The organism is Rhodococcus sp. 4CII (assembly GCF_014256275.1).
In the GTDB taxonomy this organism is placed as follows: Bacteria; Actinomycetota; Actinomycetes; order Mycobacteriales; family Mycobacteriaceae; genus Rhodococcus_F; species Rhodococcus_F wratislaviensis_A.
The window spans coordinates 2,525,284-2,549,402 of sequence record NZ_JACCFE010000002.1; the positions used below are offsets into that span (position 1 = coordinate 2,525,284).

The following is a 24,119-nucleotide window of genomic DNA, read 5'->3' on the forward strand; positions in this document are numbered from 1 at the left end:
GGCCCCCGACGAAGCAATCTCACTCCAAGGGCGTACGAAGATCACTCGTCGAGGTGACGTGTCACCGGCCGGGTAAAGGAGAGACTTAGTTGACGTCCTCTCGGCCGTGAACGACCGAGAATCCCCTCGAGACTCGCGTCCCGAGGTTCCTGTTTCACCGACAGTTGCCACCCCACACCTTAGGTGCGGGGCGGTCTCATACCATCTCCGCAGGCTGCCACCGTCAGTCCGACGGCCAAAATGTTCCTCGCCGCGTTCACATCCCGATCGTGGACGGTGCCGCACCGGCACGTCCACTCCCGCACATTCAGCGGCATCGCCGAGACGATCACCCCACACACCGAGCAGGTCTTCGACGACGGATGAAACCGGTCGACCGCCACCACCCGCCGCCCGTACCAGTCGGCCTTGTACTCGAGCATCGACCGGAACTCGGACCAACCCGCATCCGAGATCGCCCGAGACAACTTTCGATTCCTGACCATGGTCCGCACACTCAGATCCTCGATGGCGATCACTTGATTTTCGCGCACCAGCCGAGTGGAGAGTGTGTGCATATAATCGCGCCGCCGATCGGCGATCCGGCCATGAATCTTCGCGACCTTCAGTCGGGCCTTGGCCCGGTTACGGGATCCTTTCTGCTTCTTGGCCAGCACCCGCTGCGCCTTCGCCAACCGCGCACGGTCCCTGCGCTCATGACGCGGGTTGGTGATCTTCTCCCCCGTCGACAGCGTGTACAGGCTCGTGATCCCGGCATCGAGTCCGACCACCCGATCGACCGGTTCGAGTTCGGGAATCGTGTCCTCGACGAGAATCGAGATGTGGTACTGCCCGCGAGCGTTACGCGACACCGTCACCTGCGACGGCGTCGCCCCGTCCGGGAGCGGCCGCGACCACCGAATATCCAGCGGTTCGGACTGCTTGGCCAACCGGATCTGCCCGCCGCGGTAGGTGAAGCAGTTCGAGAAGTAGGTCGCCGAATCCTTCGACTGTCCCTTCCTCTTGAATTGTGGGTAGCGGGACTGCTTGCGCCAGAACCTGTCGTAGGCGCCCTGCAACTGCCGCAGCGACTCCTGCAACGGCCCCTTCGACGGCTCCGACAACCACGCGGTCTCCGCATCCCGCTTCCATCCGGTGAACATCTTCGAGGTATCCGCATAGCTCACCCGCCGCCCCTCCTGCGACCAGGCCCGCGTACGCTCCGCCAACGCCCGGTTGTAGACATACCGGGTGCACCCGAACGTCCGAGCTAGCTGTTCCGCCTGCACCGCAGTCGGATAGAAACGGTACTTGAACGCCCGCCTCACCACTCTCCCCGCCATAACGCAGACACTAGCCCCACGGTCCGACAAGACCAGATCGGCTATCCCGGATCTGAAGGACCGGGTCTTGCGCCGAGAGATTCACGGATCACCTACGTGCTGCCCGACGGAAGCGAGTCGACGATCGACGTCCCGGCCGGCCGGAGCATCATGGACGGCTCGGTCCGCAACAACCTTCCGGAGATCATCGCCGAATGCGGAGGGAGTTGCTCCTGCGCAACGTGTCACGTCATTCTCGACGAGGACTCCGCGGGCCTGTTCGACGAGGCCACCGACGAGGAACGCGATCTGCTCGAATATCTCGAAGGGGCGCGGTCACATTCACGCCTGTCATGCCAATTGATCGTCAACGGGCAGTGCGACGGTGTCCGAGTCGTCGTACCGGACACCAACGGTTGATTCAGGTGGTGCGGCGGGACGAGGCGTCGGAGCCGGAGTCGATCATCTCGAGGTATCGGTAGATCGCCTCCGACCGGTTCATCGCCCCCAGCTTCCGCAGGATCTTCTTGACGTGCGATTTCACGGTGAAAACACTGATCACGAGTTCATCCGCAATTTCCGTGTTGGATTTTCCCGCCGCCAAGAGCTGGAAGACTTCGCGCTCGCGCCTGGTGAGTTCCTCCAGGCCCGGTGCGCGAAGATGGGAAGGCAGCGGCCCCGGGGACAACGACGCGACACCGGCGCCACGCGGCTTTCCGAAGACGACTTCGGCGGTCGACAGTCCCTCCGCCTCACGACTTTCCTCTTGCAGGCGTTCGACGATCAACCGTTTCTGCTCGCTGAGCCGTTCGGAGACAAGTGCCCGTTCGAAGAGCGTCCCGAAGCTATCGGCGAAAGCATCGAGAAGATCTCGTTCGGCGACACTCGGCTTTCGCTCGTCCGCGCGACACGCGTGAATCAGGCCGATGACCCCGGTGGAGACCGCAATCGGAGCCACGACATACCCTCCGGCACCAAAGACCGAGACACCTGCGACGGCCGTGGAATTCCCCGTCGAAAGCTGCGGAGTCGGCAGTACCAGGACTGCAGCGCGTTTGTGGACTGCCTCTTCCTCAGGCGACCCCGGCGCTATCGCTGTCGACGCGAGTGCACTCACGTCGGGCGCAGAGCCCTGCTCGAACTGTGTCTCCACGATCGTCCACGCGTTGTCGTGGACTTCCGAGAGCAGCACACAGCCGAGGCCGGTCATCGCGGCGGCCTCGGAACACACGCTCCTGGACAACCCGGCCACCGTTTCGGCACCGCGCAGACGACGGATGGCGCCCGCGAAGTCGGCGGCACCGACAACCCCGGACGAGGACGGTGCCCTGTGCAGACGGCGGCGGACATCTCGAATCTCGACGAGGAGCCGCCCGAGGAGCACCTTTTTGTCCGCTGGGATCGACGACAGTCCCCGGAGTCCTGCCTCCGTCGCCTCGTCCAGCATGGCGAGCACGAGGCCCGGTGACGCCTTCCGCGTCTCCGTCGGAGCCTCTGGCCCGAAACCGTATTCGTGACGCATGCGTCCGAGCAGCGAGACGGCCGTCTTCATGACTTCGGCATCGCCTCGCGATCGTGCAGAGCTCTGTGCCGGGGTCATCGTCGAGTCTGGTGGGAATAGAGCACTGCCGCCGCCGCCCGGGTCGGCACACGCAGCTTCTTGAGGATGTGCTTGACGTGTGACTTCACCGTTCCCTCCGAAATCACGAGTGTTTGCGCAATCTGATTGTTGGTGGCCCCGGTCGCGATGTGCGACAGGATCTCGCGCTCGCGGAACGTCAACACCGCATCGACCTCGACCGCGGACATCTCGTCGACGGCCCGCAGAGGGTTGCGAGGATGCTCATTCAGACGAGGACGCAGGGCCAGCTCCGTTTTCTGCATGCGTTCGAGCATCGTATCGGTGGCATCGAAGGAGGCTGCCAGTCGCGACCTCTGCGCGCAGATCCGTTCCCGCAATACCGCGTGCTCGTACACGAGAGCGAAGAATGTCGCGAAAGCGTCCAATCGGTCGCGGTCGTCCGGGTCGAGCGACTCCCGCACGCCAGGACGATCGGCATGAACGAGGCCTATCACTCTGCCTTTGGAGACAATGGGTGCGGCGACATAGCTGGAGCATTGTGATGCAATCACGATCTCTTTGAACGTCCGGTCGTCGTCTGCCGGCGCTGGGACAAGGGCGGGCACTCGCCTGCGAACGAGTTCCGTCTCCAGCCGCGCCTCCGACAACGAAAACTCCGCGCAATCCACGAAGTCCGAGAAATCCATCGGCGACCCGTCGAACTCGGGCTGTACGTAAAGTCTCTGCGGCCGCCACAGCGATCCACTGATCGCCGAGATCATGGCGCGCGCGAACGGGAGCGCCGAACAGATCGCCAGAGGTGCCGCCTGGACGATGTCATCGGATGCGAGATCACGTAGCCCTGCCGCGGCATCGTGGACGGCACGCAACTCGGCGGCACGGCTGATGGCCGCGCTCTCGGCACACTGCTCCTGGTGTTCTTCGATCCGGACCAAGAGGAAGCATGCCTCCTCGATGTCGGCCTCGGGCAGGCTTCCCTCGGTCAGCGCCTGCCCGAGTTGATGTCGGGCGGCGGCGAGTGCGACGTAGGCATCATCGGAAGTGCAAGCACGAAAACCCGGGCCGAGGATCTTCGCTGCCAGTTCTGCATACTCATGCGCGTGCTGAACAAGGTCCTCGTCCCGCACTGCGACTGATTGCGCCGTCCGACTCATCACGCTCCGTAGTTCAGTTGCCTCACGACGCGGATTGCGTCGCAGGGCAGACGTTCCTCATCCGACAACTCGTTATATGTGACTGCCATCACTTAACACGATTCGCGCGCTGCAGGCAAGGCGCGTCATACACAGGATGGGTCGCCAATAGCGTTGAGAGGGAGCATGTTCCATAGGTCGGACCCGACACTGTGCGCCCAACCGTTCGGCACAGTGCTCGTTACTAAAACAATGTTACCATTGAAAAGGTACGACCGAAAGGACTTCGATGGACGCCGTGGTGTTGCAAGAGTTCGGGGAGCCGGACGTCTTGAGGATGGAGTCGATTCCCGATCCGGCTGCGAGCTCGGGCTGGGTCACCGTCCGACTGAAGGCCGCCGCGCTCAATTGGCACGACGTTCTCGTTCGCCAGGGCAAGTACTCGTCCCCACTGCCGCACGTCCTCGGCGCCGACGGCGCGGGTATCCGCACGGACACCGGCGAGGAGGTTCTCGTCCTCCCGTCGCTGTGGTGGGGTGACCGCGAGGCGGCCCCCGGCGCGCAGTGGGAGATCCTCGGTGACCACCAGCGCGGCACCTACGCCGAACTGGTCCGCGTCCCGGAAAATTGCGTCGCTCCGAAGCCGCGCGGCCTCAGCTGGGAACAGTCGGCCGCCCTGCCCCTGGTCGGACTCACGACCTATCGCGCCCTCTTCACTCGCGGACGCCTCCGCGCCGGCGAGAATCTCCTCGTCCTGGGCGCAGGCGGCGGCGTCGCAACCATGGCCGTGATGCTGGCATCCGCGGTGGGGGCGCACGTGACCGTCACGTCGTCGTCGGCGTCCAAGATCGCGCAGGCCCAGGAGCTCGGCGCGGCGAACGGCGTGCTCTATACCGACCCCGAGTGGCCGGAAGCCGCGCGAGAGCTTTCCCCGGACGGGCAGGGGTTCGATCTCGTCCTCGACTCCGTGGGGACGTGGGAACAGTCCATCGCAGCTCTGCGACCGGGTGGCCGGCTGGTCGTTCTGGGGGCGTCGCGCAGCGAACTCGCCAGCCTCGACGTCCGGCCGTTCTACTTCGGCCAGTACGAACTGATCGGAACCACTATGGGCAGCCCAAAGGATTTCGCCGGGCTTCTGACGCTGCTCGACGCGAAGGACGTCCCTCCGGTCCCCATCAGTGCCGTATTCCCGCTCGCGGAGGCTGCGGCGGCACACAAGCATCTCGAGCAGGGAAGCGGGTTCGGCAAGGTCGTTCTGTCCCACGGCTGAGAGCGGTGTCTATCATCGACCGCAACGTGGTTCGGTGACGAGGAGAGGACGCGCAGTGGCGAGTGAACCGCCGGCGCCCGCCGACGACGATCGCGGTGATGTGGTCGACTGGATGCGCACCGAATGGGCGGGGTCGCAGGATTCGGCCGAACTGGAGTTCGCCACCACGATGGCGTTGCTGCGCACCCACCAATGGGTGGTCCGGGCGATGGACCAGGAGTTGCGCTCACTTCGATTGTCGCGCAATGCCTATCTCATTCTCACTTCGCTACAACTGTCCGAGGATCACACTCGGACGCTCGGCAAGTTGAGCAAATACCTCATGGTCCATCCCACCACGGTCTCGATGGCGGTCGATCAACTCGTGAAGGCCGGCCTGGTCGAACGCCGAGCGCACACGACGGATCGCCGCACCGTTCTCGCCACGCTCACCCCGGCCGGCGTGGACGTGGTCGAGGACGCCAACGCTCGACTCGCGGGCGTCCGCTTCGGCCTGGCCTCGGTCGATACCGAGACGCTCGAATCCCTCGTCGAACAACTGCAACTCGTCCGTCGCGCGGTCGGCGACGTCGAAACCGGGCACTGAGTCGAGCACCTCTTCTCTGCTGACAGGCCGACGGCGACGGCCTGCAGCTACCCGTCGGACACCTCTTGCCTCAAATGCTTTGGCGACCTACTATTCAAACCTAGAATACTTCTCACGGGGACGGACGACCGCCCGGCATTCTCACTGCACGCCGGCGCTTCCTCTTCCGCATCCCCAAGCCAAGCAACGCACAGGAGCACATTCCGATGGTTTCTTTCGCCTTCACCGACGAACACGAAGAGTTTCGAAAGACGCTGGCAACGTTCAGCGATCGCGTCCTCCTCCCCGGTTACCGCGACCGAGCGGCATCAACCGAGTTCCCCTTCGACATCATGAAGAAAATCGGCGACCTCGGTCTGCTCGGCATCGGCCTGCCCGAGCAGTACGGCGGAACCGGCGCCGAAGATCCGGTTCTGCTCGGAATCGCGACCGAAACACTGGCCTACGGCGACGTGAACATGGCGTCGGCGCCCGTCCAGATCGGTCTCGTCGCCTCCCAACTGGCACTGTGCCGGGACGAGATTCAGGAGCGCTATCTCCCTCCCCTCATCAGCGGTGAGCAGACCATCGCGATCGCACTGACGGAACCCGGGTCGGGTTCCGACGCAAGCGCGCTGACTACCACGGCAACGGCAGTCGACGGCGGATGGCTTCTCAACGGCGAGAAGACCGCGATTTCCTGGGCAATGAATGCCACCGCCGCACTCGTCTACGCGCGCGAGCCCGGTTCCAGCCGTGCACGGGGCGTCAGCTGCTTCGTCGTGCCACTCGACGCGGAGGGGGTCAGCGTCAGCCACATGCCCGGCATGGGCTGCCTTCCCCTGGGGTGGGGCAGCATCCACCTGTCCGACGTCTTCATTCCCGAATCGCACGTCGTCGGTGAATTCGGCAAGGGATTCCATTCGGTCATGGATCACTTCGACTTCAGTCGCGCCGCCCTCGGTCTGATGTGCCTCGGAGCGGCGAAGCAGAGCCTGGAGGAAGCCGCCGCGTACGCCCAGCAGCGCGAGACATTCGGGCAGCCACTCTCCGAGCACCAGGGACTGGCATTCCAATTCTCCGAGCACGCCACCTATCTGGAGGGCGCACGCTGGATCTGCTACCGAGCCCTGTGGCTCCGTGAGACCTCCCAGCCCCACACGTCACTGGCATCGATGAGCAAGTGGTGGCCGCCCGTCGTGGCCAAGAACGCGATCGAGTTCGCCATGCGAGTGCACGGAAATCTGGGCTACTCCACGGAATCACCGCTGCAGCAGCGCTACCGCGACGTCACCGCGTACCTCGTCGCGGACGGCACCGCCGAAATCCAGAAGCGAATCATCGCCAAGGACATCTTCGCTCGCGGCACCGTCTCCCTCTGACCCACCTCACCCGAAACGGAGTACACCAATGGGAACGCACGAAATTGCGCCGCCGAAGGAATTGAAGGAAAGCAGTGCGCTCATCGTGGGCGGCACGGCCGGGATCGGTCTCGCGACCGCCGTCGGCCTCGCCCAGGCCGGCGCTCCGCGCGTTCTGGTGGTCGGACGTAGCACCGAGCGCGGACAGACTGCCGTCGAACGCATCTCGTCTTATAACTCGTCGTGCGAGGTGACCTTCCTGTCTGCCGACGCCACCACCGTCGTCGGTGCAGCGCATATCGCTTCTGAAGCCGAACGTATTCTGGACGGCGTGGACATCCTGGTATCCACCACAGCCGCCGACGTCCGGCCGGAACTCTTCGCGAACATCCCCACCGACGACATCGCGCGGACCTTCAACCAACTGGCGTTGCCGTCCATGTATCTCGCGAGCGAGATCGTCCCGCACATGACAACGCGGAAGGGCGGCGTGATCATCAACGTCGCGTCGGATGCGGCCAAGACCGCCACGCCGGGCGAGTCCGTGATCGGCGCTGCAAAGGCGGCGATCGTCATGTTCACCCGCGCCCTGGCCATCGAAGCCAAACGCAGCGGAATCCGCGTGAACGTCCTGACTCCGTCCCTCGTCAACGGAACCGGGTCGACCGAACGCATCACCTCCGACGGATTCAGCGCCAAACTGTTCGCCAAGGCCGCTCAGCAGGCTCACCTCGGCGTTCCCGAGTCGGAAGACCTCGCGGCCCTGGCCGTCTTCCTCGCCTCCCCCGGCGCGCGGCGCCTCACCGGACAGGCCATCAGCGTCAACGGAGGAATATCCGCGGCGTGAGTCCCGCGGATACGGGAGTGGCCGGTGGTCGCTGGACCACCGGCCCCCTGCCGCGCCTATGCGTACACGGCAAATGCCTTGTTGGAGTTGAAGACATCGGTCACCACGAGGTCCGACCATTCCCGGCGCAAGCCGAGTTCCTCGACCGCACCGAGCATGCAGAACCAGTTCAGGATCTCGTGCTGGCCGGCGTCGACGACTTCTGCGCTGGTGTAGTTGCGCATCAGCGCGAAGTCGTCTTCGAGCAGGGCCTTGTAGATGCGCATGTCGGCCTCGGTGTCGGGACGCATATGCCACAGCTTGTCCGCCAGGAAGGCATGCGACCAGCTCGAGGAGGCGACGAACGCCACTCGGAGGTCGCGGTCGCGGAAATGTTGCGCGACCGCTCGACCCACCTGGAAACAGCGCGCCGGCGTCGGGCCCGCCGGGTCGAGAACCTCCGACTCGATATCGGCGAATCTGGCCAATCCGCCCTTTCGTGCGATGGCGTGCTGCCCATAGCAATTGACGGTCATCGGGATGAAGGGGTACGACATCTCCGCGCCGGCGTTCTCGTAGTCGAGGAATAGCTGTGTGTTGAGGATGGCGTGCGGAAAGTGTGCGCCGGCACGTTTCTTGTATGAGTAGGCCATGTCGAATCCGCGCTCGATCAGGCCGTCCGTGAGTTGCCTGGCTCGAGCAACGTCACCGTGCATCACGATCTCGAAGTCGTCGGGCTTGCCCCAGAAGTTCGGGCTCCCCCTTTCGTTCATCACCTCGAACGCGGGTACCTCGAGGTCGCCGTAGGCGAGCACGCAGAACGGTGGCACCACCTCTTCGCGAAAGTTCTCGTACTGGTCGTCGCCCCACACCACGACGACGTCGGGGGCGAATTCGTCGATTGCTTCACGGACCCGACTCAGATCCGCCACCAGTTCCGCACGGTGTGCGGCTGCGGCGGCCGTGCCGCCGTCGTCCGACCACTCGCGCCGCATGCGGTCCGGCCAGTTGGCCGGGTCCTTCTCCTCTGCCGGGATGTCCGGGTCGGTGAGGGTCCATCGCAGCAGGCCCGCCATATGCTCGTCGGTTCCCGCCAACAATGGGTAATGGGTCATGCCGCAGGCGAGGAATTTTCCCATGGGCCGTCCTTTCTGAGGTGACGCCGCGGCGCCGTCACACGCGCCGGGCGGATCGCTCCCTCATCGTGTGATGTGCCGATGCCGCACGCACCACAAGTTCCACTGCCCGGAACGCGGCGTCAGTCGTCGAACGGGAACAGATCTCCTCTGCCCTGGGAAAGCATCTGGGCCGTGTCGCGGCTGATGCGGTGAGCAGTCAGTTTGACGGCGTTGATCATCGACTCGGAGACCGGCTTCGACGAGTCGAACTGGACGGCGATCGCCCCCATCGGCCGGCCTTTGATCAGGACTGGCGCAGCGATGTTTCCGAGGCCGAGTACCACACCGTCCTTCGTGATCGCTGCCCCCGACACCCGTATGCGATTCAATTCGTCGGAAATCTGCACCGGATCCGTCACCGACTTGGGCGTCATCCCCACGAGAGGGGCCGCGAGCAGTTCGGTGAGTTCGTCCTCGGGGAGGTAGGCCATCATCGCCCGGCCCATCGCCGACAGGTGCGCGGGGATCCGGGTGCCCACCTCACCGATAGGCCGCGCGTGATCCACGGCGAAGAGGGCCTGCAACACGACGACCTCGTTGCCCCTGAGGACGCCGAAGTGCACCGATTCCTTCGACCACGCCTGCAACTGTGCCAAGTGCGGCAACGCGACCTCGCGCATTCCGTCCACCGGCATGGAGGAAACCAGCTGCAGCAGGCGGATGCCGAGTCGGTACCCCGCACCGTGTTCCTCGATCACATCCAGCTCACCCAATCGCTGCAGCAATCGGTGGACCGTCGACTTGGGCAAGCCTGTCTTGCGGCTGATCTGAGTCAGTGTCAGAACCCGATCACGCTCGTTGAACGCTCCGATGACCGAGAACGCCTTCGCCAGGATGGAGGGAGGCGTACCCTCCGCGCCACCGACGTCTTGCTTGTCTTCTGCCATGTGCACCATCCGGGCCTCCGCACTCTCCGCTCCGCCGACCCACGGGGAACCCACTGTAACGGCGGTCACAATGTGCCGGTATTCAGGGTACGGGTTTCACCACCCGGTTCCAGCCCCCGGAACATCCCCGGCAGCCACCGCGCGGAGGCCCCTAACGTTCCTCGAATCCGGCGCACCCGACGACGTGGGTGAGTCGGCGAAATGACGGATGCATGCGACAGGAGGCCCTCGTGGTTCCACCCGGCACCATCGATGTGCATGCGCACTACTTCCCCCGGGACGCGCCTCCCTCCGAGGTCATCGCAGGTTTCCCGCGAGCACCTCGATTGGTGATCGACTCGCCGGAGACCGGTCGCCTGGTCCGCGGGACCGACGACTTCCGCACCGTCCGGCGCGCCCTCTGGGATGTGCCGGCACGATTGGCGGACATGGACCGCGCAGGCGTGGCGGTGCAGGCGATCTCCCCGGTACCAGTCATGCTGGAATACGGAGCTCCAGCGGCACCATTCGCCGGCTACTGCCGATGGGTGAACGAATCCGTCGCTCGTGCGGTGGAAGACGGCGACGGCAGGCTCGTCGGAATCGGCACTGTTCCCCTGGGGTCTCCTCCCGAATGCGTGGCCGAATTACGTTATCTTTCGGAAGTTCTGGGGCTTCGTGGCATCGAGATCGGCACCCGTATCGACGGAATGGAATTGGACGATACCGCGTTGGAGTACTTCTTCGACGCCGTCGACGGCCTCGGACTCGCGGTCCTGGTCCATCCCGTCGACGGTGGCGGCGGCGCGGTGCGCCGTTCCGGATTCACTTACGACTTCGGATTGGGGATGCCGTCGGACACCGCGTTGGCGGCGACGGCCCTCGTCTTCGGAGGGGTCCTGGACCGCCACCGTGGCCTCCGCATCGCCATGGTCCATGGATGCGGCACCTTCCCCTGGGCATACCCGAGACTGCGCCTCGGCGCACAGATCGCCGGCACGCACACACCGGAGGAGCTGGACCTCCTCGTATCGCGACTGTATGCAGACACGTTGGTGTTCGATGCGGCGCACCTGCCGGCCTTGGTGCATCGCTTCGGCCCGAACAGGGTGCTGCTCGGTAGCGATCACCCGTTCATCCCGGGCCAACCCGAAGGCGGCCTGACGGACTTGGATTCTGCGGCAGAGCATTTGCCTCCCGGAGCGGTTCCCAGAATCCTGCGCGACAACGCGCTCGAGTTCCTCGGTCTGTCTTCCGGCGAGCTCGTCACCGATCACTTCTCACCGATAAAGGAAGATCACTATGGCACTCACTGATGAAAACCTCGTCGACGTTCCCGGGCTCGCCAGCCGCTGGGTACGACTCGCGAACGGCGCCCGCGCGCATTACATGACTGCCGGCACTTCGGGCCCCGCCGTGGTCCTGCTCCACGGCGGTCTGCCCGGGTCGTCAGGCCTCGCGGGGTGGCGCTTCATGGCGCCCTACCTCGCGGAGCACGGTTTCCGCGTCTACTGTCCCGACATGCCCGGCTTCGGCTTGTCGGACACGCGGGAAGAGTACTGGCCGGACGGCATGGAGTCCTTCGTCGACTTCATCGACCAGTTCGCCACCGCACTGTGCCTCGACGAGTTCCACCTCGCCGGAAATTCCATGGGCTGCATGAACACGGTCAACTACACGGTTGCACACCCGGACAAGGTCAAGAGCTTCATCCTGATCGCGGGAGATGTCGGCGACGTGGTCCCGGAACACCTGACCCCGCCGGCCGGCGAGTTCCGCCTCACCGCCTACGACGGCACCCGTGACGGAATGCGCACGATGATGGAGGCGATCATCCATCGAGGAGAGGCAATCAGCGAAGATCTGATCGACATGCGTTACCTCTCGGCGAGGGACCGCATGGATGCACACGCCAAGTTCTGGCCCACCCTCCTGCAGTACCGTCGAATCACCGACTGGACGGACGAAAATCGCGCCGCCCGTCTGGTGACGAAGGGGCGCCTGGACCGGTTGAGCACACCCGGGCTCTACCTCTACGGCCGACAGGACATCCTGACTCCGGTCGAGTGGGGATACGTCCAGGAAGATCACCTGCCCAACGTCCAGTTCTTCTATCCCGACGAGTGCGGCCACCAGGGCCAGACCGACCGGCCCGACCTGTTCAACCCGGTCTTCCTGGAGTTCTTCCGGGACGGCAAGGTGTCCGGGGATCTCGCCGATGCCGCGGGCGTCTCCGACCGCCGCCCCGAATTGCCGCTGATCGATCGCTCCCTGGTTACTGCCTGACCTTCCCGCCGAAGGGCCGACACCGGATCTCAGGATCCGGTGTCGGCCCTTCGGCCGTTTCTGTCCATCGCCGTGAGGTGTTCCAGCGGCCGGAACCACGCACACTCCGGATGCGGCGGGTGGCTACGTTTCGACTATGTCCTTCCTGATCGTCGGCGCCTCGGTTGCAGGCACCAGAACAGCAATCGCTCTGCGACAGCGCGGTTTCGCCGGGCGCATCGTGCTCCTGGAGAGCGAGGAGCACTGGCCGTACGACAAGCCCCCGCTGTCCAAGGATCTCTTGGCCGAGGGAGATGTCCCGGACGTTCCGCGCCTCCTCACTCCCGAACTCGCAGCGGAGTTCGACCTCGACGTCCGGCTGGGCGTGCACGCCACCACCCTTGACCCGGAGCGGCAGGTCGTGGTCACCCACACCGGCGAGGAAATCACTTACGAGCGGTTGGTCATCGCGACCGGCGCGCGAGCCCGCACCTTGCCGGTGCCCTCCGGCCTGGCCGGTGTCCACACGCTACGAACACTCGACGATGCGACGGCTCTACGAGAAGGTCTCGCCGGCAGACCCCGGGTGGCGGTGGTGGGGGCCGGGTTCATCGGCGCCGAATTCGCCTCCGCGGCGCGACGCCGCGGTCTCGACGTCACCGTCATCGAGACACTCGCCGTCCCCATGAGCCAGATTCTGGGCGAAGAAGTGGGACGCGAAGTCTCCTCGATCCATGCGCTCCACGGCACCGAACTCGTCACCGGAGCGCGTGTCGAGCGATTCCTCGGCAGCAAGCAGGTCGAAGGCGTGGCCCTTGCCGACGGGCGTGAAGTACCCGCCGACCTGGTGGTCGTCGGCGTCGGTGCAGAACCGAATACGCAGTGGCTCGAGGGCAGTGGACTTCCCATCGACGGCGGGGTGCCGTGCAACGACCGCTTCGAGGTCGAAGGCTTCCCCTCGATCTTCGCCATCGGAGATCTCGCCCTGCGTCGCCACCCGTTGTTGGATGTCACCGCACGGATCGAGCATTGGACCAGTGCGGGCGAGCAGGCCGACGCGGCCGCTGCGATCCTGACCGGCGCCGAACCGCCTGCACCGCAGCTTCCCTACGTGTGGTCGGACCAGTACGGCTCCCGGATCCAGATCGTCGGAAGGCCCTCACTCGGCGATCTCGCCCATCGCGAAGGGTCGATGTCGGAGGGCCGATTCCGTGCCGTGTACACCGACGCCGACAACACCCCGATAGCGCAGGTCAGCGTCAACGACGCCCGAGTCGTCGCTGCATTTCGCAAGAACCACCGTCGCGGCGGGAGTCTCGAGGACCTCGTCGGCGAAAGCACTCCCGCCCGATAAGGAAGGCACTCATGCGTCAGATCCAGCATTTCAAAGGTGGCCCCGACAAGATCCTTCACATCGAGACCGAGGGTTGCAAGGTCAACGTGATCATCGGAACCCACGACCTGAGCAACGAGGTCTTCACGACCGTGGAGATTCTGCCCGCCGAACCGGACGACGACGGAAGGAACTGGATGGCAATCGGTCCCACTGCCGTGCTGGTCGTTCCGGCCACCGGCTCCGATCCCGACAGTTGGCTCTTCAGGGATATCGCCGCAGCCAATCCGACACCTCACCAGAACGGATCATCCTCATGACCGCAGAGCAATTCGTCATCGACGACCGCGAGAACAACCTCTTCCGGGTCAACCGGGAGGCCTTCACTTCTGAAGACGTGTTGCAGCGCGAGCGAAAAGAGATTTTCGGCAAGACGTGGCTCTATGTGGGTCACGAGTCCGAGATTCCCGGCAAGAACGATTTCCAAACCCGCGACGTCGGCGGCCGGCCGGTGATCTTCAACCGCGACCGCAACGGTGACGTGCGGGTGCTGCTCAACACCTGCCTGCACCGCGGGTCCTCCGTCTGCCGGCACTCCTCGGGCAACGCCAAGATCTTCACGTGCTTCTATCACGGCTGGGCGTACCGGAACTCGGGTGAGCTGGTCAACGTGCCCGGTAACGAGGACTACAAGAGCGAGCCGGCAGCGGTGTACAAGGGTCTGAAGTCTCCGGCACAGGTCGACTCCTACCGCGGGCTCTACTTCGTGAACTTCGATCCCGACGCACCCGATCTGCTGACGTTCCTCGGTGAAGCCCGCTACTTCATCGACCTCGCGGCCGATCAATCCCCCGAAGGCGTCGCCATCCTCGAGGGCACGCACAAGTATTCGCTGAAGGCCAACTGGAAGCTCCTCGTCGAGAACAGCATCGACGGATACCACGCCAAGTCCGTGCATCACACCTATTTCGAGATGATGATGGAACTGGGTGCCACGCCCCCGATGCTGGGCCAGGACACCGTAAACGGGGTCGCGCCGGCCGGTATGGGCACCGAATTCCCGAACGGGCATGCCACACTGATGTATCCGGCCAACGGGCTCCCGCTGGCGACCGACAGTGTCAAGCGCACCCTCGCCGGCCTTCGAGCACAGGCAGAGCAGGCCTTCGGTGAGAACTACGCCAACGCGATGTTCGGTCTCGCACGAAACTCGGTGTTCTTTCCCAGCCTCATTTTGATCGACCTCAGCTTCGGACTGACGCTGCGCACCTTCTACCCGGTCAGCGCTTCGGAAACCCTCGTCACCGGCTGGCAGATCATCCCCAAGGGTGTCGACGAAGAGTTCGTCAAATATCGCATCAACAACGCGCTCACGTTCTGGGGACCGGCGGGGCTCGCAACCCCGGACGACGTCGAGGCGCTCGAGCAGGCCCAGAAGGGGTTCGGCGCACGCGGCGAGATCGGCTGGTCCGACGTGTCGAAGGGAATGGGCAAGCCGGTCCCGGCGGCCAACGACGAACTGCAGATGCGGTCGTGGTGGCGAGAATGGAACAGGCGCATTACCGGAGAACAGCTCCCCACCGAGGGAACGTCCTTCGTTCCCTTCGACAAACAGGGTGTCGATGCCTGACCTGGCTGGACCACACCGAATCATCCACAATGCAGCTAGTCATCTCAGAAAGACATCCCTATGACTTCCCTGTCGGAGACCCCCTCCATCACCACTCGTAGTGCAGTAGAGGAGTTCCTCTTCCACGAAGCCGCCCTGATCGATCGATGGCGGCTCGAGGAGTGGCTCGACCTGTTCACACTCGATTGCACGTACGAAGTGCCCGCCACGGACCGTCCGGATGCAGACCCAGGACTCACGTGGTCGCTCATCCACGACGGTCGCACCATGCTCGAACAGCGCGTGATCCGCCTCAAGAAGCCGGAAGCGCACGCCGAGTTTCCGCATTCGCAGACGAGCCGGATCGTCGGCAACGTGCAGATTCTGGACGAAACCGACGAATCGATCTCCGTCACCGCCAATTTCATCATCAACCGGGCCAAGGCCGGCAAGTTCGACACCTACGTGGGCCGCTACGACTACGACTTGGTACCCCGGAATTCGTCGTTCATGATCCGCCGGAAACGGGCCGTCCTGGCCCACGACATGCTCGATCCCCAGGGCAAGATCAGCTTCATCATCTGAACGCATCCCCGCTGTACGAAAGGCCGACCATGGCACCAGAAATGTCCACCGAAGCACTGATCTTCGCGTGCAACGAGGACGATCTGACCGACGGCGAAAACCTTCGGTTGGACGCGGATGGCGGGATCGCCGTCTATCGCGTCGACGGCGAGTTCTTCGCCACGTCCGATTCCTGCAGCCACGAGAAGTGGTCGCTGGGCGAGGAGGGCGAACTCGAGGGGCACGAGGTGCTCTGCACGCTCCACATGGCCCGCTTCGACGTCCGCACCGGGGCGCCTCTGTGCTTTCCCGCCGTGCTGGCGCTGAAGAAGTACCGCACCGTGGTGACCGACGGCCGGGTGTACGTCGCACCGAACGAAGACTGAACAGCCTCGCGCCCAGCGCATTCCAGCGGAAGGTAGTACCCCCACATGAACAGGTTCAAAGGCCGGACCGCGATCGTCACCGGGGCCGGCAGCGGAATCGGCCGCGCCATCGCCGTGCGACTTGCAGACGAGGGCGCGGATCTCGTCCTCGGAGATCTCAGTGCGAACGCGGTGGAGGCGGTGGCCGAACACCTCCGGCCCGGCAACGCGGCGTCGGTGACCACGGTGGTCGGGGACCTATCGCGGCGGGAGGACGCCGCCGATCTCATCCGACGGGCGGTCACCGACCGTGGCGCAGTGGACGTGCTGGTGAACTGCGCGGGCGGCGGTGTCATCCTGCCGACGTTCGACCACACCGAGGAGACGCTGCGGGCCACCATCGACCGCAATCTCTGGACGACCCTGTACACCACGCTCGAAGCACTCCCCCACATGGTCGACGCCGGATACGGCCGGATCGTCCACATCGGGGCGGAATCCGTACGGAACGGGCTGTACCGGCACGCGATCTACAACGCCGCGAAGGGCGGAGTCCATGCGTTCGGAACCGGTCTCGCGCGGGAGTTCGCGGATTCCGGCATCACCGTGAACACGGTCGCTCCGGCGTGGATCGAGACGCCGGAGGCGGCCGCGAAGTTGGCGTCCGCAGCCCCCGAAGTGAAAGAGGACATGGCGGTCTTCGGCGCCCAGATGCGCAACCTCATCCCGATGGATCGACCGGGAACAGTCGAGGAGGTCGCTGCGGCGGTTGCCTTCGTCGCTTCGGAGGAGGCCTCCTACGTGACCGGTCAGGTGATCAGCGTGAACGGCGGCAGCTCGATGCTGTGACCGCGACGTGCCCGGTGTCCACCCCGCCCTTGCCACAGCCAGGGTAGAAAGTTTATGGTCAGTCCATTCGCATGAGAGAGGAGATCAGCGTGTCGATCAGAGTGGGATTGTCGGTCACCGACGCACTCCTCGTGCCGAAACCCGCAGATCGGCGGCTTCTTCTCGATTCCGCAGCAGAGGCGGGAATCGACCACATCACGGTCGGTGACCACATCAGCTTCCACGGTGGGACCGGGTTCGACGGCATGGTGTCGGCCACGTCCGTGCTGTCGACCCACGACACGTTGTCGGTGATCATCGGTGTGTACCTGCTCGGACTGCGGCACCCGATGCTCGCCGCCCGCCAGATCGCGACGCTGTCGCAGATCGCGCCCGGCCGGCTGGTCCTGGGTGCCGGCGTGGGCGGCGAAGACCGCTCCGAGATCTCGAACAGCGGCGTCGACCCCAGCACCCGCGGCCGTCGACTCGACGAGACCCTCGAGGTGCTGCGCGCCGTCCTCACCGGTGAGGAAATGACGCATCACGGTGAGTTCTTCACCCTCGACCGGGCACGCATCCTGCCGGCGCCGCAACCGGCTGTCCCGATCCTGATCGGCGGCCGCGGCGACTCCGCGATCCGCCGGACCGCGCGCTACGGCGACGGCTGGCTCGGCATCTTCTGCACACCGCGACGCTTCGCCGAAACCCGTACCGCCATCCTCGACGCGGCCGCGCGGGAGAACCGGACTCCCGACTCGTTCGGCGTCAACGTCTGGTGCGGACTCGACACCGACGCCGAGACCGCGGATCGACTCGTCGGCGACAAGATGCAGGCGTTGTACCAGTTGCCGCGGGAGAAGTTCCGCCACCTGGCCCCCGCCGGCACGCCCGAGCAGGTCGCCGAGTGGCTCAGTGCCTTCGTCGAGGCAGGCGCCGACAACATCACCCTGGTGCCGGCAACCACGTCGATGGAAGCGGCCATCGAGCACACGGCCTCGGTCCGCGCGCTGCTCCTCGAGCATCATCGCTGACGTCGATGTCCACCGCAGACGAGGGCGCCGGCCGTAAGCATCTGCCGCTGAGCGTGTTCGACGAACTTCTCGACGACGCCGCCGTCGCGGTCGACTGCCTGTCCGCGATCGTCCGGGTCTGCTCGGAGACCACCGGCAAAACGGTGACCCTCTTCGATCGTCAGGGACATTCCGTCGCGTCCACCCGGCCCGGAGCCAGTAGACAGGCGACGTTCCCGCCACTCCGAGAGATTCTGCGTGGGCACACCGTCGCCTCGCCGCCCACCGCAGATCCCGTGTTGCTGGCGGCCGAACTCGGCACCGGATTGTCTCGGCGGAAGCTCCTCAGCGCCGTCGTCGAACGCGGCGAACACCTCGGATGGCTTGTCGTGGACGAGTACCCCACGCCGTTCCAGCCCACGGACGAGTACGTGACATTGCGCTGCGCCCGCCGCATCGGAGCGCAGTTCCTCACCCAGCGTCGCATCACCCGAGTGGCCTGGAACGCGCGGTCGAACTTCGCCCGGCAACTCGTCCGGGGTTCCGGCGCCTGGAAGGATCTCGCGGCCGGCGCCGAGTATCTCGGCGTGAACGTCCACGCACACCGCGCCCTGGTCTACGTCCGCGATTCCGAGCGCGCACCCGAAGATCTCGACCGTTCGCTCGCCGAGTACACCGAGCGGGCCCTCGGCCTGGAGGTGCTGTCGACGCGGGGGTCGGAGGGAATCCTCCTGCTCATCGAGGCACCACCGCAGGTCGCGTCCCCCGCTGTCGTCGGGCGCATCACGTCGGTGCTCGAGACCGCGGCCGCCGAGTTGTGCCCGGCGAGCGGTCTGATCGCCGGGGTGTCGTCGGTCTACGAACCCGATTCGTTCGCCCGCGCATACCGGGAGGCACGGGAGGTGGTGCGCTGCATCGACCGGTTCACTCACGGAACGCGGCACCGGGTTCTCGCCGTCGACGATCTGGGACCGGCCCGGCTGTTCCTCGCGAACGGCGAGGTCTCGGCGCTCCGGCACTTCATCGACGACATGCTCGGGCCACTCCTGGACGACGACGCGGTGTCGACGGAACTGATTCGCACCCTGGCCGTCTGGTTCGAGGAGAATCGCAGCATGCGTCGCACGGCCAGCCGGCTGAGCGTGCACGAGAACACGGTCCGGCTCCGGTTGTCGCGGGTGCATGCCCTCACCGGACTCGACGTCACCGGTGACGCATCACATCAATTGAGTATCCAGACCGCGCTCCTCGTCCTCCGATTGCGCGACCATCCGGCCTTCCACATCGAAAACCGTTGCGCCGACACGGGGAACGACGCCGCGGCCCTTCCCGACGAACGGAGATCCGCATGACCGACTCGCGCCGCCGCAAGGCACTGGTGACCGGTGCCGCACGCGAAGGCAGTATCGGCAAGGCCATCGTTACGCGGCTCGAGGCCGACGGGTTGGACGTGATCACTCTCGACCGCTCACCTGGATGCACGTATCAGGCCGACATCTCCGCCGACGAGTTGCCGCCACTCGACGACATCGACGTCTACGTCGCGAACGCGGGGCTGACGACGATGTTCGGTGCCGCACACAGCATGTCGATCGATAAGTGGCGGAAGGATCTCGACGTCAATCTCACCGGGACCTTTCGAGTGCTCCAGCAGTGTCTTCCGGGGATGCGGGAGCGGCGGTACGGACGCGTCGTCGTCATCTCCAGTACCGCAGGCACGCAGGGCATGCCGGCCCAGGTGTCCTACAGCACCACGAAGGCCGGCCTGCTCGGTCTGGTCAAGACCGTTGCGGCCGAGAACGTCGCCCTGGGCATCACCGCCAACGCCGTCCTTCCTGGCATGACCGCCAGTTCCGGCATCCTGTCCATGCCGCAGGACATCCAGGACGCGTGGCTCGCGTCGATGCCCAATGGCTTCGTCGAGCCGGCCGACATCGCGGACGCCGTCGCGTTCTTCGCCTCCCCCACCGCCCGCAGTGTCACCGGTCAGTTCCTCACCGTCGACGCCGGCGACGGCCTGAACACCCGCACGGTCACATCCTCGGTGGCGCAGCGCTGATGGCGTCCGCGGGGATGCGTGCATTCGTGCTGGACGACACGACGGGCCCCGGCACGGGGCGCGTCGGCAACCTTCCGGAACCCGTCGCCGCGCATCCCTGGGCGGACGGAAGGCGGCTCCTGATCGACGTGCACGCCGCGGGTGTGTCGTTCCCGGACCTCCTCCAGAGCCGTGGGGAGTACCAGCACGCCACCCCGCCGCCGTATGCGCCGGGCGGCGAGGTCGCCGGCATCGTCCTGGAGGCTCCGGAGGGATCCCGATTCGGGCCCGGCGACCGCGTCGCCAGTCTGACACTGTGGGGCGGGATGGCCGAGCGCGCTCTCGGCCTCGAGCAGTACACCGCCCGTCTTCCCGACACCATGAGTTTCACCGACGGTGCCGCGATCGTCCTCAATTATTCGACGGCGTGGTTCTCGCTGTACCGGACCGGGTTCCGCTCCGGCGACACCGTTCTCGTGCACGGTGCCGCGGGCGGTGTCGGGACCGCCACGGTGCAGGTCGCGTCGGCGCTAGGAGGCACCGTGATCGGGGTCGTCTCCACGGACGCGAAGGAGGAGGTCGCGCGTGGGGCGGGCGCACAGTCGGTGGTCCGGAGTGACGGCGACTGGCTCTCCCGGGTCAAGGAACTCACCAACGGGCTCGGGGTGCAGATCGTCGTCGACCCGGTGGGCGGAGACCGGTTCACCGACTCGCTGCGGGCACTCGACGTGGGTGGCCGACTCGCCGTTGTGGGGTTCACGTCGGGAGAGATCCCCACGGTCAAGGTCAATCGACTGCTGCTACGCGATCTCGGTGTGGTGGGTGTCGCGCTCGCGCCGTACGTCTCCCGGTTCCCCGAGGTGGCCGAGCGAATGACCCGAGAAATCGAAGAACTGCTCTCCCGCGACGCCATCCGCCCCGTCGTCGGACACGTGCTCCCCCTCGAGGACGGTGGCCGGGCTCTGCGTCTCCTCGACGATCGGCAGGCCACCGGGAAAGTCGTGGTCACGGTCCGGGAGTGAGCGGGGGTGCTCAGTTCACCAGCACGCCGCCGTCGACGGGGAGACTCACCCCGGTCAGATACGCGGACGCGTCGCCCGCCAGGAACACCACGACCGCGGCGATGTCTTCGGGGTCGCCGATGCGTCCGAGGGGAATCTTGGCGTCGATGATCTTGCGCTTGTAATTCTCGCTGTAGTGCGCGGTCGCCTCCGACGGAAAGACCCCCGGCAGAATGGCATTGACGCGAATTCCACTCGGCCCGAGTTGCGCGGCGAGGTCGCGGGTCAGGCCGAGGACGGCCGCCTTGCTCGCGCTGTATGCGGCGGCGGGCATCTTCGCCGTCGTGAGTGCCATGACGCTGGAGACGTTCACGATCGAACTGCCTGCCCCCATCACCCGCGCGCACGCCTGGATCATCCAGTAGGAGCCGTGCAGGTTGACGTCGACGACGGACCGGAAGTGGTCGGGCGGATCCTGCGTCACGTGGTGGTACTCGCCGCCGGTGCCCGCATTGTTGACGAGGACGTCAACCGTTCCGAATGCCTCGACGGCGGCGTCGACGAGCCGATTGCACTGATCCACCTGCGTGACGTCGGTCTCGACCGCCACCGCGCGGGGGTTGTATTGCCGCACCAACTCCGCGGTCGCGGCCAGTTTGTCGCCGCGCCGGGCGCCGAGGACGACGTCCGCGCCCGCCTGCGCCAGCGCGAGTGCGTAGGCCACGCCGAGACCGGAGGATGCTCCTGTCACGATCGCCACCTTCCCGCGCAAGGAGAATCGCTCCAGCATGTTTCGGTCATCGGCGGTATTCGGCATTGTCAAGCTCTATCACGGCCTCGGGTGACTGCCGAAGAGTCACACGAAACGCCACTGGAGATTTCTTCAGCGACAGCCGTGCCCGTGCTTGCGGGACCGACGGGCCGGTCCGATGGTGGATTCGTGACGGAATTCGACGTGAACTCGCTGACCACACGGGCAACCGCGACGGCAGGCCGCGTGTGGCCGGGATCTGTGGTGTCCGCGCCAACGCCGCTGCCGGGTGGCGTGTCGAGTCTGACCTACCGGGCCACGCTGACCCGACCGGGCCTGCCCGACACCGGCATCGTCCTCAAGATGGCACCGCCCGGACTGGAACCGGTCCGCAACCGCGACGTCCTCCGCCAGGCGCGCATCATCCGCCTGCTCTGCGCCGCGCCCGGTGTCCGCGTACCGTCGATTCTCTTCGAGGAGGACGGGACACCCGAACGGCCACCGTTCTTCGCCATGACGCTGGTGGACGGCCAGTCCTACGAACCACTCCTCGACGTCGCCGATTCTCCCCCCTCCTCCGGCACGGTCGCCGTCCGTGCCCGCGCGGCCGCCGGGATGCTCGCGCGGATGCAGAACCTCGACCCCCTCGCGCTGGGCGTGGGAGACGAACCCGTCGTGACGGTCGCGGACGAACTCGCGCGCTGGCAGCGACTCCTCGACACCGTCGACGACGACATCGCACCGCGGCACGCCGAACTCCATGCGGCGCTGGTGGACCGGATCCCGGCACCGGTCGCACCCACCCTGCTGCACGGCGACTACCGACTCGCGAACATGCTCTTTTCCGGCGAAGACCTCGCCGCGGTCATCGACTGGGAAATCTGGTCGATCGGCGATCCCCGTACCGACCTGGCGTGGTTGCTGATGCACACCGACCCGGTCCACCGGTTCCGGCGGTCCCGTCCCGCGCCCGATGTCGAGGCCGGCACCGGGATGCCGTCCCGCAGCGAACTGTTGGGCGCCTACCTCGCCGAGCGTGATGTGCCGCTTCCGGACCTGGACTGGTTCCTCGCCTACTGCCACTACAAGACGGCGTCGACCATCTCGGTCTTCGTCAAGCGCAACCGGAGGCGCACCGATCCGGACCCGGCGCTCGTCGTCGCCGCCGACAGCCTCGCCGAGGTGATCGAGCGCGGCCTCACCGTCCTCGGGGCACCGGTGGCTCCTCAGGCCTGACACCTCCGGCCGCCACCACCTCCGTGACATTGTGAGGTACCACCTCGACGACGACCTTCCCGACCGCGGCGCGGTCGTCGAGCGCGCGGAGGGCGCTCGATGCCTGGTCGAGCGGGAAGGTCGCCCCGACGTACGGCCGGATCCGTCCCTCGGCGGCGAGCGTCTCGACGGCGTCCCGGACCATCCGTAGCGTCCCGGGATACTCGGTTTCCATGTTGTCCATGGTGATTCCCGTGACGGTGAGGTTGCGGTGGAGGAGGCGATTGACCTTCACGGTGGGAATCGAGCCTCCGGTGAATCCGACGACGACGAGTCGGCCGCCCTGACGCAGCGCGCGGAGCGAGTCGGTGAACCGGTCGCCGCCTACCGGGTCGATCACCACGTGGACGCCCCGCCCGTCGGTCAGATCGCGGACGTCGTCGAGCCAGGTCCCGTCCGACCGGACCACCGCGTGTGCACCGCATCCGCGCGCGACCTCTTCCTTCCCGTCGCTGGAGACGACCGCGATCGCCTTCACCCCGAAGGTGTCCGCGAGATCGAGCGCGGCAGTGCCCACTCCGCCCGCGGCGCCGTGGACGAGGACGTACTCCCCCGGCTGCACCTGCGCTCGATGCAGCGCGTACCAGGCCGTCGAGTAATTCATGTACAGGGCAGCCCCTTCCACGAACGACAGCGTCGCCGGGAGCTTCACCGTGTAGTCGGGCAGAGCCAGGGCACGGTCGGCGAGCGCTCCGTGCCAGACGATTCCCCCGACCCGGTCGCCCGGCCGGAAGTCGGTGCCGGCCGGTGCCTCGACCACGACACCCGCGAACTCGCTACCACATACGTATGGTGTCGGCACGCCGTTCTGGTATTTGCCCCAGGTCTGCAACGGGTCGATGAACGACAGACCGGCGGCGTGCACGTCGACCAGAAGCCGCTGCCCGTCCGCCCGGGGGTGGGCGCCGACAGGTTCCGGTACTTCTGCCAAGGTGACGGCCTCCGGGCCGGTCAGTTCCTCGACGACGACTGCGCGCATGGACGTCACTCTCCTCGTG

Annotated in this window: 25 protein-coding genes; 18 read left to right on the plus strand and 7 right to left on the minus strand. The window is 65.7% G+C overall.

What is annotated here, in order from left to right; genetic code table 11:
- Window positions 1-179: 179 nt before the first annotated feature.
- A complete protein-coding gene (locus tag H0B43_RS12235; RefSeq protein ID WP_185727645.1) occupies window positions 180-1,322 on the minus strand; it encodes an RNA-guided endonuclease TnpB family protein in 1,143 nt (380 codons plus the stop codon).
- 87 nt (window positions 1,323-1,409) lie between these two features.
- Here H0B43_RS12235 and H0B43_RS12240 point away from each other — a divergent pair, with 87 nt between their 5' ends.
- A complete protein-coding gene (locus H0B43_RS12240) occupies window positions 1,410-1,721 on the plus strand; it encodes a 2Fe-2S iron-sulfur cluster-binding protein (protein ID WP_185730001.1) in 312 nt (103 codons plus the stop codon).
- 1 nt (window position 1,722) lies between these two features.
- Here the strand turns inward: H0B43_RS12240 and H0B43_RS42485 are convergent, their stop codons facing one another.
- Complete coding sequence (locus tag H0B43_RS42485; protein WP_282555440.1) at window positions 1,723-2,853, minus strand: helix-turn-helix transcriptional regulator; 1,131 nt, start codon at window positions 2,851-2,853, stop codon at window positions 1,723-1,725.
- Window positions 2,854-2,897: 44 nt separating this feature from the next.
- Window positions 2,898-4,010 (minus strand): LuxR C-terminal-related transcriptional regulator, encoded by a 1,113-nt coding sequence (locus H0B43_RS12250; RefSeq protein ID WP_312033802.1) that lies wholly within the window; start codon window positions 4,008-4,010, stop codon window positions 2,898-2,900.
- 295 nt (window positions 4,011-4,305) lie between these two features.
- Between H0B43_RS12250 and H0B43_RS12255 the strand changes: the two genes are divergently transcribed.
- The 4 genes from H0B43_RS12255 to H0B43_RS12270 all read left to right on the plus strand — a co-directional run bounded on the left by H0B43_RS12255 (window position 4,306) and on the right by H0B43_RS12270 (window position 8,059).
- Window positions 4,306-5,286, plus strand: coding sequence for a zinc-binding dehydrogenase (locus tag H0B43_RS12255; RefSeq protein ID WP_185727643.1), 981 nt, complete (start codon window positions 4,306-4,308; stop codon window positions 5,284-5,286).
- 55 nt (window positions 5,287-5,341) lie between these two features.
- Window positions 5,342-5,872, plus strand: a complete 531-nt coding sequence (locus H0B43_RS12260) for a MarR family winged helix-turn-helix transcriptional regulator (RefSeq protein WP_185727642.1) — start codon at window positions 5,342-5,344, stop codon at window positions 5,870-5,872.
- Window positions 5,873-6,078: 206 nt separating this feature from the next.
- Window positions 6,079-7,233 carry an acyl-CoA dehydrogenase family protein gene (locus H0B43_RS12265; RefSeq protein ID WP_185727641.1) on the plus strand — a complete coding sequence of 385 codons (1,155 nt, stop codon included), beginning with the start codon at window positions 6,079-6,081 and terminating at the stop codon, window positions 7,231-7,233.
- Between the two features lie 28 nt (window positions 7,234-7,261).
- A complete protein-coding gene (locus tag H0B43_RS12270) occupies window positions 7,262-8,059 on the plus strand; it encodes an SDR family NAD(P)-dependent oxidoreductase (protein ID WP_185727640.1) in 798 nt (265 codons plus the stop codon).
- A gap of 56 nt (window positions 8,060-8,115) precedes the next feature.
- Here the strand turns inward: H0B43_RS12270 and H0B43_RS12275 are convergent, their stop codons facing one another.
- Together H0B43_RS12275 and H0B43_RS12280 are read right to left on the minus strand one after the other, a co-directional pair.
- A complete protein-coding gene (locus H0B43_RS12275; RefSeq protein WP_185727639.1) occupies window positions 8,116-9,177 on the minus strand; it encodes an extradiol ring-cleavage dioxygenase in 1,062 nt (353 codons plus the stop codon).
- A 119-nt stretch (window positions 9,178-9,296) separates the two neighbouring features.
- The gene (locus H0B43_RS12280; RefSeq protein ID WP_312033801.1) at window positions 9,297-10,172 is read right to left on the minus strand and encodes an IclR family transcriptional regulator; all 876 of its coding nucleotides are present in this window, start codon (window positions 10,170-10,172) and stop codon (window positions 9,297-9,299) included.
- 143 nt (window positions 10,173-10,315) lie between these two features.
- Here H0B43_RS12280 and H0B43_RS12285 point away from each other — a divergent pair, with 143 nt between their 5' ends.
- The 12 genes from H0B43_RS12285 to H0B43_RS12340 all read left to right on the plus strand — a co-directional run bounded on the left by H0B43_RS12285 (window position 10,316) and on the right by H0B43_RS12340 (window position 21,116).
- Entirely contained in the window at window positions 10,316-11,398 is a 1,083-nt protein-coding gene (locus H0B43_RS12285) for an amidohydrolase family protein (protein ID WP_213015129.1), read from the plus strand.
- Window positions 11,385-12,368 (plus strand): alpha/beta fold hydrolase, encoded by a 984-nt coding sequence (locus tag H0B43_RS12290; RefSeq protein ID WP_185727638.1) that lies wholly within the window; start codon window positions 11,385-11,387, stop codon window positions 12,366-12,368. The genes H0B43_RS12285 and H0B43_RS12290 overlap by 14 nt, the downstream gene beginning before the upstream one ends.
- A gap of 136 nt (window positions 12,369-12,504) precedes the next feature.
- Window positions 12,505-13,701, plus strand: a complete 1,197-nt coding sequence (locus H0B43_RS12295; protein WP_185727637.1) for an NAD(P)/FAD-dependent oxidoreductase — start codon at window positions 12,505-12,507, stop codon at window positions 13,699-13,701.
- A gap of 11 nt (window positions 13,702-13,712) precedes the next feature.
- The gene (locus H0B43_RS12300) at window positions 13,713-14,000 is read left to right on the plus strand and encodes a hypothetical protein (RefSeq protein ID WP_185727636.1); all 288 of its coding nucleotides are present in this window, start codon (window positions 13,713-13,715) and stop codon (window positions 13,998-14,000) included.
- Window positions 13,997-15,310: a Rieske 2Fe-2S domain-containing protein gene (locus H0B43_RS12305; RefSeq protein ID WP_185727635.1), complete on the plus strand. Its 1,314-nt coding sequence runs from the start codon at window positions 13,997-13,999 to the stop codon at window positions 15,308-15,310. Before H0B43_RS12300 ends, H0B43_RS12305 begins: the two co-directional genes overlap by 4 nt.
- Before the next feature lie 60 nt (window positions 15,311-15,370).
- Entirely contained in the window at window positions 15,371-15,874 is a 504-nt protein-coding gene (locus H0B43_RS12310) for an aromatic-ring-hydroxylating dioxygenase subunit beta (RefSeq protein ID WP_185727634.1), read from the plus strand.
- A 41-nt stretch (window positions 15,875-15,915) separates the two neighbouring features.
- Entirely contained in the window at window positions 15,916-16,239 is a 324-nt protein-coding gene (locus tag H0B43_RS12315) for a non-heme iron oxygenase ferredoxin subunit (protein ID WP_252189814.1), read from the plus strand.
- Window positions 16,240-16,284: 45 nt separating this feature from the next.
- Window positions 16,285-17,067, plus strand: a complete 783-nt coding sequence (locus H0B43_RS12320) for an SDR family NAD(P)-dependent oxidoreductase (protein WP_185727632.1) — start codon at window positions 16,285-16,287, stop codon at window positions 17,065-17,067.
- A gap of 89 nt (window positions 17,068-17,156) precedes the next feature.
- On the plus strand, window positions 17,157-18,077 hold the full coding sequence (locus H0B43_RS12325) for an LLM class flavin-dependent oxidoreductase (RefSeq protein WP_185727631.1): 921 nt from the start codon (window positions 17,157-17,159) through the stop codon (window positions 18,075-18,077).
- A gap of 5 nt (window positions 18,078-18,082) precedes the next feature.
- Entirely contained in the window at window positions 18,083-19,408 is a 1,326-nt protein-coding gene (locus tag H0B43_RS12330; RefSeq protein WP_185727630.1) for a CdaR family transcriptional regulator, read from the plus strand.
- A complete protein-coding gene (locus H0B43_RS12335; protein WP_185727629.1) occupies window positions 19,405-20,115 on the plus strand; it encodes an SDR family NAD(P)-dependent oxidoreductase in 711 nt (236 codons plus the stop codon). The genes H0B43_RS12330 and H0B43_RS12335 overlap by 4 nt, the downstream gene beginning before the upstream one ends.
- 14 nt (window positions 20,116-20,129) lie before the next feature.
- The gene (locus H0B43_RS12340) at window positions 20,130-21,116 is read left to right on the plus strand and encodes an NADPH:quinone oxidoreductase family protein (protein WP_185727628.1); all 987 of its coding nucleotides are present in this window, start codon (window positions 20,130-20,132) and stop codon (window positions 21,114-21,116) included.
- Between the two features lie 10 nt (window positions 21,117-21,126).
- Here the strand turns inward: H0B43_RS12340 and H0B43_RS12345 are convergent, their stop codons facing one another.
- The gene (locus H0B43_RS12345; RefSeq protein WP_185727627.1) at window positions 21,127-21,912 is read right to left on the minus strand and encodes an SDR family NAD(P)-dependent oxidoreductase; all 786 of its coding nucleotides are present in this window, start codon (window positions 21,910-21,912) and stop codon (window positions 21,127-21,129) included.
- A gap of 123 nt (window positions 21,913-22,035) precedes the next feature.
- On the opposite strand from H0B43_RS12345, the gene H0B43_RS12350 reads away from it, so the two are divergent.
- Entirely contained in the window at window positions 22,036-23,082 is a 1,047-nt protein-coding gene (locus H0B43_RS12350; protein ID WP_185727626.1) for a phosphotransferase family protein, read from the plus strand.
- Here the strand turns inward: H0B43_RS12350 and H0B43_RS12355 are convergent.
- Window positions 23,045-24,100: an NADPH:quinone oxidoreductase family protein gene (locus tag H0B43_RS12355; RefSeq protein WP_185727625.1), complete on the minus strand. Its 1,056-nt coding sequence runs from the start codon at window positions 24,098-24,100 to the stop codon at window positions 23,045-23,047. The two genes, H0B43_RS12350 and H0B43_RS12355, sit on opposite strands and share 38 nt — an antisense overlap.
- Window positions 24,101-24,119 lie beyond the last annotated feature (19 nt).